Genomic DNA, 13,677 nt, shown 5'->3' with positions numbered 1-13,677 from the left:
AGCTGAGAACATCGGAAGCTGGGTGCGGTGAAAGTCGCACGCCCAGATTTAACAGAGAGGTGCCCCGGATAATACCGGGCATCGACTCTACCAGAATGCAAGCTGAAATCCTGAATCCCCAATTGCTATGATGCCCTGTTATGAATTGCCCATATCCCAGATCCGTCGCTTTGGATTAGCTTTAATGCTGCCAGTTGCACTCTTGGGCGCTTTTGTTTTCCCTACTCAAGTGCAAACCGCTACTGCACAAACATCTCAGGCAAATCGGCCCCTCACTATCCGCGCTGATGTGCAAGAATATGACGCGAAAAACCAAGTAATCACTGCTCGCGGTAACGTGCAAATGTTGTATCCGGCTCGCCAGATTCAGGCAACATCTGCCCAAGCACAGTACTTTAGTAAGGAACGCCGAATTGATTTCAGTGGCAACGTCTATATTTTGCAACAGGGCGGTAACAGTATCCGCGCGGAGAAGGTAACCTATTTAATCGACGAAGGGCGATTTGTTGCGTTACCCCAATCCAACCGTCAAGTAGAGTCCATCTACATGATCCAAGAATCAGATAATGATGGACAAACTGCAACACCTGCCCCAAAAACATCACCTTTGAAGCCTTCTAATTAGCATTTACCACCAACAAAGGGCGGCTCCAGCGTGAAAATTGTTTTAGAGAATATCCACAAATCTTACGGCAAGCGAGTAATTGTCAATCGTGTCAATCTTTCTGTTGCTCAGGGCGAAATCGTTGGTTTACTAGGCCCTAATGGGGCTGGTAAAACAACGACATTTTACATTGCCACAGGTTTAGAAAAACCCAATCAAGGAAAAGTCTGGCTGGGTAATCTAGATGTTACAGAAATGCCAATGCACAAAAGGGCGCGATTGGGTATTGGCTATTTAGCACAAGAACCAAGTGTTTTTCGCCAGCTTTCCGTAGAGGATAATATTCTGTTGGTACTGGAGCAAACGAATGTGCCACGATGGGAGTGGTCAAGACGACTCACAACTTTACTGCGGGAGTTTCGGTTGGAAAAATTAGCCAATAGCAAAGGAATTCAACTTTCTGGTGGTGAGCGACGGCGGACGGAATTAGCAAGGTCTTTAGCTGCGGGAAAAGAAGGGCCAAAATTTTTACTTTTGGATGAACCATTTGCAGGAGTTGATCCGATCGCAGTCTCAGAAATTCAGCAAATTGTTGCACAACTGCGCGATCGCGGCATGGGAATCTTAATTACAGATCATAATGTCCGTGAAACCCTGGCCATCACCGATCGCGCCTATATAATGCGCGAGGGACAAATTCTCGCTTTTGGCGCTGCTGACGAACTCTACGGCAACCCCCTGGTGCGCCAATATTATTTAGGTAATAATTTTCAAGTCTAAATTAATCATTATTTAGTTAATAATTTAAAAGGCTATTTTAAAATATTACGCATAAATTTATTAGTTAATTTTCAGGTATTTAAAATTAAATTTTAATCCTAAATATAGATACCATTTATTTTGCCAGGGTTGCTAACATTGAACTTTTCAAGCTAGCCATGATATCAAAGAAGCTTACGTCTTTCTACAACTTCTATTCGCTGCTACCTTTTACGATCATGGATCGTTACCTTGCTAGCGAATTGTTAGCGCCGTTTTTCTTTGGTGTCGGAGCTTTTTCATCAATTGGCGTTACCATTGATGCTGTATTTGATTTAGTTAGAAAAATTGTAGAATCTGGGCTACCAATAGACATTGCCATTCAGGTCTTTTTGTTAAAGTTTCCTAACTTTATCGTTTTAGCCTTCCCTATGTCTACGCTGCTGGCTACTTTGATGACTTACAGTCGTCTTTCTAGCGAGAGCGAACTAATTGCCCTGCGTGGTTGTGGGGTGAGTGTCTATCGGATAGTGCTAACTGCTGTGCTGTTGAGTCTTGTGGTTACAGGAATGACATTTGTGTTTAACGAACAAATTGCACCAGCAGCAAATTACCAAGCGGCGATGACTCTGGATAATGCCCTCAAATCAGATAAGCCAACTTTAAAACAGCAAAATATTTTCTATCCTGAATACCAGGATGTTACACAACCGGATGGCTCTAAGAATAGGATATTGACACGCTTGTTTTACGCCGATCAATTTGATGGTAAGCGGATGTTAGGTTTGACGATTATAGACCGTTCAACAAAAAATCTGAATCAAATTGTGGTATCAGAATCTGCCCAGTGGAATCCTTCTCAAAATGTCTGGGATTTTTACAACGGTACTATATATTTTGTCGCTGCCGATCGCTCTTATCGCAACATCGTCAGATTTGAACACCAACAACTGCAACTACCGCGCACGCCATTAAGTCTGGCAGAAAAAAGTCGGGACTATGGTGAGATGAATATTGCTGAAGCACTAGATCAACTACAAGTAGAACTTCTCGGTGGCGATCGCCAAAAAATTCGTAAACTCGAAGTGCGGATTCAACAAAAAATCTCTTTACCTTTTGTATGTGTAGTTTTTGGCTTAGTAGGTGCAGCGATGGGAAGCATACCCCAGCGAACTGGAAGAGGTACCAGCTTTGGGATTAGTGTCGTAGTAATTTTTTCGTACTACTTAATTTTCTTTATTACTGGTGCGATCGCGCAAGCAGGTGCCCTCTCTCCCTTTATAGGGGCTTGGTTACCCAACTTTCTTTTTCTGGGAATAGGTCTATTCTTATTGATGCGAGTTGCCAATCGATGAGGGGGATGAGGGCGATGAGGGAGATGAGGAGAATATTACTTTTGCTTCCCCTACCCCCTGCCCCCTGCCCCCTGCCCCCTGCTCTCTTCATCCCCACACTTCAATTACGGATGATAATTTCGACATTCTGGTGCATTTGGGTTTTCCTTACAGTATTCTTCAAAAGAGACTTTGGCTGATACCATACCCTCAGCTTTCTGATGAGCGGCTTCTGCTTGAAGTTCTTCTACTTCATCCCAGGCGGCTGCACAAGCTTTAGAATAAGCACCTTGTTCGGTGCAAATAGCCCGAGACTGCTCAATGGCTTTTTGAATTCTCTCCTCAAGCAATAGGGCTTTTGGCGCTTCTACAAAGTCACTTTTAGTCAAAATGTCGGTAATCGAAATGATACCTAACAGCTTGCCTTGAATCACAGGCGCTCGATGAATACCAGTGTTAGCAAATAACCGCGCTACATATTCCACACCCAAATCAGGATTGACCACAATGCAAGGCTTACTCATAATTTCGTAAACCCGCACTTGCTTTGGGTCTTTACCGTAGGCTGTTACCTTATAGACAATATCCGTTTCTGTAACAATGCCATAAGCATCATTGTCATAGCGACGATCTACAACCAGCGCCCGCAATTTTTTGTCCTTCATCAGCCCCACTGCTTCAGCAACAGTCGCCGAACCGCGAATGGTAACTACATCTTTGGTCATGATATCTTCAGCTTTCATCATTGCTGTAGTCTCCTGGTTAATGTACGGGTGCAGCACAGTGCCATCAGAGGCGCATAGAAGCATTGCAGCACACAGTTTAGTTGGCTAACTAGAAAATAAAAAAGTTGAACTTTTGTCCAGCTACAACAATAAATTAGACCAGTTGTCAATTCCTGATGTTATCCAATGTGACCGATACTCAAAAATAAGCATAAATTGCCATAACTTTATAAAAAATCTCGCCAAAGGACTCTAGCCGCTAAAAAGTAAATTTTTGACTACTACATGTCTATTGGTACTGACTAATAACTGATAGAGAAGTTAGGATAAAATTACTATCCAATTTCAGTTGAGATATTCCTGTTTAGAAAAACAAAATAATTAAACACCAACGCTTTCAGCTTCCGTCAAGTTTTACCGATTTCGAGTAAATTTCAATTATCAATCCCATGCCAAATCGTCATTATCCTCCCGCCTACTTACGGTATCTCAAAGCCAGGTTATGGAATCTAGGGCGACCTGGTTTTTGGGGTACTGCAATTTTTTTATCTGTAGTTGGGCTAGTAACTTGGGAATACTGGTCAAACCCAGATATTTTCGTTTATAAGCAAAAAAGTCAAGTCGCCTCACAAGAGCCTGCTGATTCCTCACTGTCAGAAGAAAACAAAGCCATTGCAGCAGATATCGATAATCTGCCAGTTTTATTTAATGACTTTGACCAATCAACTCCTTTAGTAACGCCGAATAACTCCAAGGGAAATACTGAGACAAAAAATAGTCAAAACTCCTTAGAGGATGTAATTAAAAAACAAAATTCTGCTAATAATACCAAATTAAATCCTGGTCTAGGCATTAATGCCGATACCTCCCCAGCTATGAAAAATCCCTTTGTTGTACAAACAGAAAATTTATTGCGGACTGGGACGGTTGATAATAATAACCAGTTTTTAGGTATTAAGCCCTTAACTACAGCATCTGAACCAACAGAGGAGGAAACATCTTCTAGCCTGGGTATTGGACTTACCAATCAAACCACCAAGAATCAAAATGTCTCCACCAGTCCTGTGCAAGCAGCACTCAACCAATCTACAAACCAGCAATATTCTAGCTTCAATGGGACTGCAACTCAAAAAAATGGCTTGGGTCGAGCCTCTGAGCCAGGAACAACGTTGATGCCATCCATTAACAACTTACCTAGTCAGAATTCTCTACCAAGTGCTGGGTTAACTACTGGGACAGGCTACACCTCAACGGGTACGAACTTGCAGCAAAATCCTTACAGTAATTTAAATAACGGTCAGGTATTGCCTAGTAATGGGTTAAATACTGGTACAGGTTATACATCAACGGGTACAAACTTACCGCAAAGCCCCTATAATAATTTAAATAATGGTCAAATAGTGCCTAATGTAGCACCAGTAACGCCCCCAGGCACGTATGCAGTACCAAGTAATATTGCACCTTACTCTAGCCAGATTCCAAATCAAGGCGTTGTCACCCCCACAAATCCTGTAGGATATGGGAATTATGGGTTGCAGCAATCAACGCAACCACCACAATCTACTTATGGAAATTATGGGTTGCAGCAATCAACGCAACCACCACAATCTAATTATATGTTGCAGCAACCAACACAGTCTAATTCCTTATATCTTCGCCAGATTCGAGACAGGTATAGAGGTTCAGATCAAAGATGATTTTAAGCACCTTGGCTGGAGATAAAGTCTAGCTAAGGTGTTTGTGGGCTATTTGGAATAATTGGAACTTCTGGTGTTTCGGGTTGTTGCTGTTGTCGTTGTAAATATTTACTCAATACATAAGCCATATCTCCACGGGTTACAGGTTTTAATGGGGAAATATTGCCTTGAGCATCTGTATTGAGAAATCCTTCAGTAGCTACTGTAGCGATCGCTTTTCTAGCCCAAGTTGGGATAGACTTTTGATCTGAATATGAAGCCAGAATATCATTCACAGCCTCATCGGGAAACTGAAATACACCATAAGCCTGGGCGAAAATAGCAAGAGCTTCAGCCCTTGTCACCTTTTGGTTAGGAAAAAATTCATTGCCCCGATAGCCTTTCATGATGTCAGTTTTTAAGACTGTCTGTATATCATTAAATGCCCAATGAGAACGAGGAACATCTGGAATAGTTAAATTTTCTTTGCTAACAGCTTCTCTCTTATTTAGCCCAAATGCTTTTACCATAATTGATGCTAATTCGGCCCTACTGAGTAACTTTTCTGGGTAAAACTTGCCATCAGAAAAGTTTGTCATCCATTTGCTTGCAGTTACCTGTTGAATGGCATCAGATGGGACTCCAGAAGTATTTTCTTGCACTGGGGTCTGAGCAATTGCTGGTAAGTTTTGTAGTAGTGCCACTAAAGATAGAGCAATTGAAAGCTGACGCATCACCATAATCACTTTTAGCTGCTAATGTGAATTTAAAAAACTACGTTACTGAGGTTAACGCAAAATTTGGTGTTTTTAATAACCTGTAACTCAGATAATGACGAATTTAGGTTGGGTAATGTTGCTCTAGCTATGTAGGGTATGGCTATAAATTTTAAAAATTAGGACTGTGTTCAGAATCCCAGCACTTCCCATTATTCCAGCTTCTACCAGTCTGTTCACATTCTGATTTGTCGTTAATCCAAGGAATTGAAGTAGGGTAATAGGAGCTAGATTTGGGAGTAAGTGAAGACAATACAGAAGAAAATATAGTATAGCTACAAATCGATAGAATAATTAGAAATCCTAGAAGGAACAAGATATTGGCAGGAGTCCAAAAAGGATATAAACCTCTTTCAGAGCGTAAACGCACCTTAGAACGACGTTCTGAACCTGCTAACAACACCAGATAAAACCTTAATCCGGGAATTGGTACTGAAACTCTTATGTCTAAAGAATGATGCGTTTTAGCACGAGAGGCCAAACCCTTCTTTATGGCTTCTAATTGCTCCACCGTGAAAGTATTTGCTATTTCCGGGTCGATCTCAGCGAAAAGTTGCTTAATAGTAGGATCGGTGTACTGGGGCTTATTCATGTTTTCTGTATAGTAATATACCCCATTGTTACACTACTTATCTCCTTTGTTCCGGACACTAGAATGTTTTATTTTTTGGAAGTCCCTAATCAAGGAAGTAGAAATTAGCAAAAACTTGTTTTTTACCTTTCATGTTTTGAGGTTATCTGCCCACTACTATGGACTATAGTCAGTTTTTCAGGAGTTTTGGCAATGACCGCAGCAGCAGATCCCGTAAAGTTGATGAAGCAAGAAGTTGGCAAAGCCGCCGCCGCCTTAGTAAAGTCGGGTTCTATTGTGGGGTTGGGTACGGGATCAACAACAGCATATACGATTCAGTTTTTGGGCGATCGCCTCAAGTCTGGTGAACTTCAAGATATCATTGGTATACCTACATCATTTCAGTCAGAAGTACTGGCGAAGCAATACGGTGTACCTCTTGCCACATTGGATGCTATTGACCACATCGATATTGCCATTGATGGCGCAGATGAAGTCGATCCGCAGAAGAATTTGATTAAAGGCGGTGGTGCAGCACATACCCGCGAAAAAGTGGTTGACTACCTGGCAGAACAGTTTATCGTCGTGGTAGATAGTGGTAAGTTAGTAGAACACTTGGGTTCTACTTTCGCTGTGCCTGTGGAAGTGATTCCAATGGCAATTACTCCTGTGACCAATGCCATCAAAAAACTCGGTGGCAAACCAGAACTCCGCATGGGTGTAAAAAAAGCTGGGCCAGTGATTACCGATCAAGGGAACTTTGTTTTAGATGTCAGATTTGACTCTATTGAAGATCCAGTCAACCTAGAAAAGACATTAAACAACATTCCTGGTGTTCTGGAAAATGGTATTTTCGTTAACTGTGTCGATTTAGTTTTGATTGGTGAAGTCAAAGATGGTCAGCCATTAGTGCGGCAACTGTAAGAGTATAGATTTTGGATTTTAGATGTCTGTGATATCTAAAATCCAAAATTAAGCAATGATATCTGCACAAATTAATTATGCGTTATCCAGAACCCTTGTAGAGACGTAGCAGTGCTATGTCTCTACGTTCTTTTTCACCAAATGTCTAATATCTATTTTTAAGATAGTGGCTACAGACTAGAATTAAGCGTTAAACGATGACGTTAGTACCAACTACCAAATTTGTAGCGGTGAAATTATTCAAAGTTGCAAAGGTATAAAAACTGTCACTAAAGTAGGCAAACTGAACTTGTGTAGAAGTACCCGATTGCACAAATCGCAAATAACCATCTGAGATGGGATTGCTACTACTGTACCCTCGACTCTTAAACAAGTCTGTAAGGATTAATTTATCCTCGCTTTTATTAAAATCAGTGATTGTATCACCATTGCTAAGGGTTCGGTAGATGAACTGGTCATTACCGCTACCGCCAGTCAGCGTATCACTAAAATCACCGCCAATAAGGATGTCATTACCAGCACCTCCAATGAGGCTATTATTACCATCACCACCAAGCAGGGTATCATTACCATCACCACCAAGCAGGGTATCCTTACCAGCGCCACCGCGTAGCAGGTCGTTACCGCTCTTGCCGTCGATGCGGTCATCGCCTCCTTGACCATTAATAACATCTGCTGAGTTGTCAAACCCATTAACATTGTTGTTCAGGTCATTGAGAAAGGTAACTGTGTTTTTGTTGAAGATAACGTTTTGGGTGGAGTTGGCATCGAAAACATCAAAGCTTTCACTAATACTGGTTTGCCCATTAAACAGGATATTGCCTACTGCCGATACGTTCTCTAGGTTTTCCAAAGGAAAGTTTTGCAGGATAACTTTGTCATCAGCCACTCCTTCAAAGGTGATTTCCAGATTGTTACTATTCTGGGTTAGTAGTAAATTTCGGGCTGTCAATCCAGCACCTTGGAATTTCAGGGTATCCACTTCGGCAATGATTGCTGCTGAAGGATTTGAGCCTTTATCTAACCCACCAAAATCAGTAATGGTATCAACACCATCACCTAAGTTGTAAACAAATTTATCTTTGCCGCCGCCACCAGTTAGGATGTCGTTGCCTTGATTACCTGTGATGGTATCGTTCCCAGCTTGAGCGTTAATTATGTCACCGTAGTTCTTGCCCACTAAATTATCAGCGCCATTGGTTCCATTCAGCCCGTTAAACTCTAATGCACCAATATCAACTGTGTCCTCAGATATTCTGTTAAATTTATCACCGCGTTGATCGGTGGTGATACCTGCGGGAATCAGAGTATTATTACCAGAATTAATGGCGGGACTATCTGCAAGTAAGGCATTAGTAAAGGTTGTACCACCATTGTTTTGCAAGGGGGTGAGTCTTGGCTCAATGGGGTTGGTTCTGGTGCCGACGAGAGTACTGGTGGTAAAGCCGATGCTATCTGTGTTGTCGCCAATTAGGTTATTTCCAGCGTCGGTGAAGGTGCCGGAAACGTCGCGGGAATAACCGGAATTGGGCGCATCATCAGGATTGCCTGTATAGAAATTGCCTGCAATGATGGTATCGCCAACGATAACAGTACCGCCATTATTGACAACACCCCCACCGTTGCCAGGAACACCGTAAAAGCCCTCTGCTGTGTTATTGGTAATGGTGTCATTAGTAAGGGTGAGAGTGCCACTGTTCAAGATGCCGCCGCCGGTATAATATACACTATTATCAGAGACAGTGCTGTTAATCAGGCTAAAAGTACCTGAGTTATAAATGCCACCGCCGTCTGCCGCACCATTACCAGAGACAGTGCTGGTAGTGATATCGACAGTGCCTGAGTTATAAATGCCGCCGCCGTAGGATGGGTAGGGGTCAGGGCCTCCCCGATTCAGACCACTGGCAAACGCATTATTATTAGAGACAGTGCTGTTATTTATACTGAGTTTGCCTATGTTGAATATGCCGCCGCCATAGGCTGTGTTGAAACCGACGTTTGCATTATTGCTTGAGACAGTGCTGTTAGTTAGACTCAGGTTGCCTTTATTAAAGATACCACCGCCTAAAGATGATCCGCTATTGCCAGATACAGTGCTTCCTGTCAGGCTGAGAGTGCCTCTGTTAAATATACCGCCTACTTCCCCTCTATTGTCAGAGACAGTGCTGTTAGTCAGGCTGAGGCTGGTATTGCTATTGAGCAAAATACTGCCTAAGGGATCATTAGCATTAGCAATATTCAAGCCATCAATGTTGGCATCTGTCCCAGAACCCGATATCTCAAACACGCCTGATGAATTATTCCCACTCACAATCAGGTTAGATGCCCCAGTCCCCAAAATGGTAATATCATTGTTAATAGTTAATTTGCCAGAGGTCAGGGTGATGATGTCTGGGGTGGCATCAGTGAACACGCCTGCAAAGGTAATCGTATCTGCCCCAACAGTCGCATTGGCATTCAGGATAGCCTGCCGTAATGACCCCGATCCAGAATCGTTGGTATTAGTCACCACAAATGTGCCAGTATTAACAGGTGGCGGTGTGATAGGCGACTGCACTTCGTAAGCACCAATATCAATAACACCGTTGAATATCCGGTTAAATCGAGTGCCGCGTTGGTCAGTGGTGACACCAATAGGAACTAGGGAATTATTGCCAGCATCAATAGCGGGGCTATTCGCAAGTAACGCCTGGGTAAAGGTTGCACCACCGTTATTTTGCAGCAGTCCGAGTTTGGGGTCAATGGGGCTAGCACTTGTGCCGACGAGGGCGCTGGTGGTAAAGGCAGTACTACCAGTATTATTGCCAATCAGGTTATTGCCGGAGTCAATCAGCCCACCACTTACATCGGGGTGTATATCACCGGAGGTGGACTTGTCGGAGTTGCCTGCAATAATGGTGTTACTAACCTTGACGTTAACAGAGGAATCAAGGGAACTAAAAACACCCCCACCATTGCCAGTACCATCACCATCTGAGTCAGCTGTGTTGTTATTAATTGTAGTGCTGATTAAGGTGAGGCTGTTGTCACTGACGTAGGCGATGTCATTGTATATCCCACCACCATCCTCTAAGGCTGTATTGCCAGAGATGGTGCTATTAGTTAAAGTAGCTGATCCGGAACTATAACCACTATCATTTCCGTTAAAAATGCCACCGCCAGAGGTTGCAGTATTGCCAGAGACAGTGCTGTTGGTCAGCCTGAGAGTGCCGCCTTGATTATAGATGCCACCGCCGGAGTTTGCCGTATTGCCAGAGACACTGCTGTTAATTAGGCTGAGAATACCAGCTTTACCAGAAGAACTGTCATTAAAAATGCCGCCTCCCGCAGTATTACCATTAAAAATCTTGCTTCCCCCAGTATTGCCAGAAACACTGCTGTTACTTAGGCTGAGAGTACCACCGTTATAGATACCACCTTGCTTATTGCCAAAAACGCTGGTGTTAGCAAGACTGAGAATGCCGCTATTAGAGATGCCACTTCCTGCTGTATTACCAGACACACTGCTTTTTGCTAAGTTGAGGATGGAACTTCTGTTAACTTTAATACTACCGCTAGCGATCGCCAGTCCATTAATATTTACATTTGTCCCTAGTCCCGATATCTCAAATACTGTAGAGGCATTCTTTCCACTCACAGTAAGCTTAGATGTCCCAGTCCCCAAGATGCTTAGATCATCAGTAATCGTCAGTTGCCCAGAGGTGAGCGTGATGGTATCTGGGGTGGTATCTTTGAATATTCCCCCAAAAGCGATCGTATCATCCCCAGCAGTAGCGTTGGCTAAGTTGATTGCCTCCCGCAGTGTTGTGATGCCGTTATTGCGATCGCCATCATCTATGTCTCCAGTATTATTCACCGTGAATGTCGTCATTACCCCTGCGTAAGCCTGGCGCGTCGTTTCTGCAAATGCTAGACTCGCTTCCATATCAGTGGTGCGGACTTCTAACTCCCAGTTACCACCTAATGCTGCATTGCCAATTCGCTGACGAGAAGCGGCAATATTTGCTTTGGTGAGTTTGTGCAGTTTGTCTACAAATTCTATCCCTGCATCACCCAAAGCCACATTGCAACCATAGATGAGTAAGTTCCAAAGGTTATTAGTCTTGCCAGAGGTTGCAAATATCTTTTGCCATAGTTGCAGCTGTTGGCTGTATTTGTCGAGGGTATCCAGTCCTAAATGGGTGTTGCCCAATTGTAAGTAACCTGGAGCACCGTGGCACACAATATGAATATTAGTTAAATTCGGACGATTACAACTCGCTAGAATTTCTGTAATTTGTTCAACACCGTTTTGTGTCGAGTTAAGCACGAACACTTGAGCATTATCAAGCACGCCATTGACCAAATCGTTATAGTCTTCAACCGCCATGTCAATGAAGACTAAACTATGAATGTAGGAAGTGGAAGTTGCAGAATTTACTTGGAAGTGTGAGGTATTTAGTGTTGCCATTTCTTTACTTCGAGCTAAGGTAATGAGGGAAACTCAAACCGACTCTAGCTGCGTAATTACAGGATTTTCACACAACTACCGATAGCTAAAAATACTATTGATTTACTAATTATTTTCCCTTTCGTTGCTATCATCTAGCAAGTTGACCTTTTTGTAAAGGATTGAAGAAGAATTCAGAAGTCAGAATCAAGACGCTCGTTACTCCCTATCCCTAATGCTGCGCTATCAGTCGAGGATTTAGATCAGCGACTGAATTGTTGCAGCACCAGATTTTAAATTTGGTGGAGATGCGAAAAAGCATATTATTCAGCAGCTTTTTCGGTCAGAATACCCAACTTAATTTTGACTTCTGACTCATGAATTCTGTTTGATAAAAATATTTAATTGTACAGAGTTCTGCAACTGAAATATAGCATGGTAAACAAAAATTAGGTTTTATGCTGGTTAAAAATGAAAAGCTCAATTTTTTGACCATAAACTTAGTTTTTCAAGTTTTGTTAGGAATTACACTTGATAATTACGTTTACAAGATTGACTTTGAGAAAGAGTTTTAACCTTAACCGAATCAGAATGTATTACGAATTAGATTAAATTTATTACAAAATAAACCTAATTCCACCTATTTTGCCAGCTAGGAATAGCCTATTTAAGAATCCTTACCTCTGAGTTAACTTTTTAAGCGATGTGAAAAGCAGAGATATATGAAAGTTGAAGACTACCTCCAAAATCATCTTCTATGCAATGTCTTAATCCAAAAAGAAAAACTCTTTGTTTTCTATATCTAATTTTATGTATGGTGAGTAAGTATTCAAAATTTTTAAATATTCCTCGACATTATAGGTTACTCCTGGTATAACTTGTCCAGATATCAAGTCTTTGAATTGCCCGAATCAATGGCAATATTTCCTAATTGTCTCAAAATATATTATTGGGTTTTTTGTCTTCATATCGGTCAAGGGATGGAGTATGTAATTGATAGGCTTCTGGTAAATTTTGACACAACTCATAACTGTTTTAGGTCTTCCATAATCTATTTAATTCCTGGGACGCCGCTTTTGTTAGCTCAATTCCTATTTTTATGAAAACTCCGGCGTCTGCGGCCATTTTGCAACAAGGGTTTTTGCAACGGTACTACCTCAGCTTCGCTACTCTCGCGTGCTACCCGAATTAGCAACCCAGCAGCTATTAAGCTAGCAATCATGGAATTACCACCATAACTAAACATGGGCAAAGGTAAGCCAGTAGTAGGTAGAGAACCTGTAGCAACACCAATATGAAGCAATGATTGTCCTACCATCAAAATCGTCACGCCGATCGCTACCAATCGATGTACTGTATTTTTAGCCTTCAACGCCACGATTAATCCAAGAGTGGCGAATGTAGCTAAAAGCGCCAATAATACCATACTGCCAACAAAGCCAAACTCTTCAGCGAACACCGCAAAAATAAAATCAGTATCCTGAATTGGTAAATAAAACAGCTTTTGTTGAGAAAGCCCAAAACCAGCTCCCCAAGTTTTACCAGAACCGACAGCTAGTAGACTTTGCACCAACTGGTAGCCATCTCCTGTAGCATCCGCCCACGGATTCAGGAATGACATTACCCGCTTACGCTGATATTCTTTAATACTAATACTGAGTACTGCTAACATCACTCCACCAATTGCTGTTCCTCCCAGGTACTTGTAAGGTAAACCAGCTGCTAAAGCAATTAGCCAAATAGTCATACCGCAAAGTGCTGTTGTACTCAAGTTAGGTTGAGCAAGAATTCCTAAAAGTACCAGACCGAAAATACCCAACCAAGCCAAGCGAACCCGCCAACTGATTCGTTCCCACTGACCAAAAAGCCGCGCACTTTG

10 protein-coding genes are annotated in these 13,677 nt (G+C 42.2%); 5 read left to right on the top strand and 5 right to left on the bottom strand.

From position 1 onward, the window contains the following. Positions 1-127 precede the first annotated feature (127 nt). The 3 genes from V7K25_RS29880 to V7K25_RS29870 all read left to right on the top strand — a co-directional run bounded on the left by V7K25_RS29880 (position 128) and on the right by V7K25_RS29870 (position 2,718). Entirely contained in the window at positions 128-625 is a 498-nt protein-coding gene (locus tag V7K25_RS29880; protein ID WP_335163273.1) for an LptA/OstA family protein, read from the top strand. 30 nt (positions 626-655) lie between these two features. Then, on the top strand, positions 656-1,384 hold the full coding sequence (gene lptB / locus V7K25_RS29875; protein ID WP_109009670.1) for an LPS export ABC transporter ATP-binding protein: 729 nt from the start codon (positions 656-658) through the stop codon (positions 1,382-1,384). 218 nt (positions 1,385-1,602) lie between these two features. Then, positions 1,603-2,718, top strand: a complete 1,116-nt coding sequence (locus V7K25_RS29870; protein ID WP_335163270.1) for an LptF/LptG family permease — start codon at positions 1,603-1,605, stop codon at positions 2,716-2,718. 104 nt (positions 2,719-2,822) lie between these two features. Here V7K25_RS29870 and V7K25_RS29865 read toward each other — a convergent pair whose 3' ends face one another. Further along, the gene (locus V7K25_RS29865) at positions 2,823-3,443 is read right to left on the bottom strand and encodes a CP12 domain-containing protein (protein WP_335163268.1); all 621 of its coding nucleotides are present in this window, start codon (positions 3,441-3,443) and stop codon (positions 2,823-2,825) included. Positions 3,444-3,871: 428 nt separating this feature from the next. On the opposite strand from V7K25_RS29865, the gene V7K25_RS29860 reads away from it, so the two are divergent. Then, on the top strand, positions 3,872-5,119 hold the full coding sequence (locus V7K25_RS29860; RefSeq protein ID WP_335163266.1) for a hypothetical protein: 1,248 nt from the start codon (positions 3,872-3,874) through the stop codon (positions 5,117-5,119). Between the two features lie 32 nt (positions 5,120-5,151). Here the strand turns inward: V7K25_RS29860 and V7K25_RS29855 are convergent, their stop codons facing one another. Then, positions 5,152-5,832 (bottom strand): S-layer homology domain-containing protein, encoded by a 681-nt coding sequence (locus V7K25_RS29855; protein WP_335163264.1) that lies wholly within the window; start codon positions 5,830-5,832, stop codon positions 5,152-5,154. 154 nt (positions 5,833-5,986) lie between these two features. Continuing rightward, complete coding sequence (locus V7K25_RS29850) at positions 5,987-6,466, bottom strand: hypothetical protein (protein WP_335163262.1); 480 nt, start codon at positions 6,464-6,466, stop codon at positions 5,987-5,989. A 192-nt stretch (positions 6,467-6,658) separates the two neighbouring features. On the opposite strand from V7K25_RS29850, the gene rpiA reads away from it, so the two are divergent. Next, complete coding sequence (gene rpiA / locus V7K25_RS29845; RefSeq protein WP_335163260.1) at positions 6,659-7,369, top strand: ribose-5-phosphate isomerase RpiA; 711 nt, start codon at positions 6,659-6,661, stop codon at positions 7,367-7,369. A gap of 190 nt (positions 7,370-7,559) precedes the next feature. On the opposite strand, the gene V7K25_RS29840 is transcribed toward rpiA, so the two are convergent. Both V7K25_RS29840 and V7K25_RS29835 read right to left on the bottom strand, forming a co-directional pair. Then, positions 7,560-11,819, bottom strand: coding sequence for a DUF4347 domain-containing protein (locus V7K25_RS29840; protein WP_335163258.1), 4,260 nt, complete (start codon positions 11,817-11,819; stop codon positions 7,560-7,562). Between the two features lie 1,063 nt (positions 11,820-12,882). Continuing rightward, positions 12,883-13,677 (bottom strand): FtsW/RodA/SpoVE family cell cycle protein (locus tag V7K25_RS29835; protein WP_335163256.1); only part of this gene is annotated, 795 nt, incomplete at its 5' end.

The organism is Nostoc sp., assembly GCF_036919495.1.
Taxonomy (GTDB): Bacteria; Cyanobacteriota; Cyanobacteriia; order Cyanobacteriales; family Nostocaceae; genus Nostoc.
This window is presented reverse-complemented; position numbering and strand designations above follow the sequence as displayed.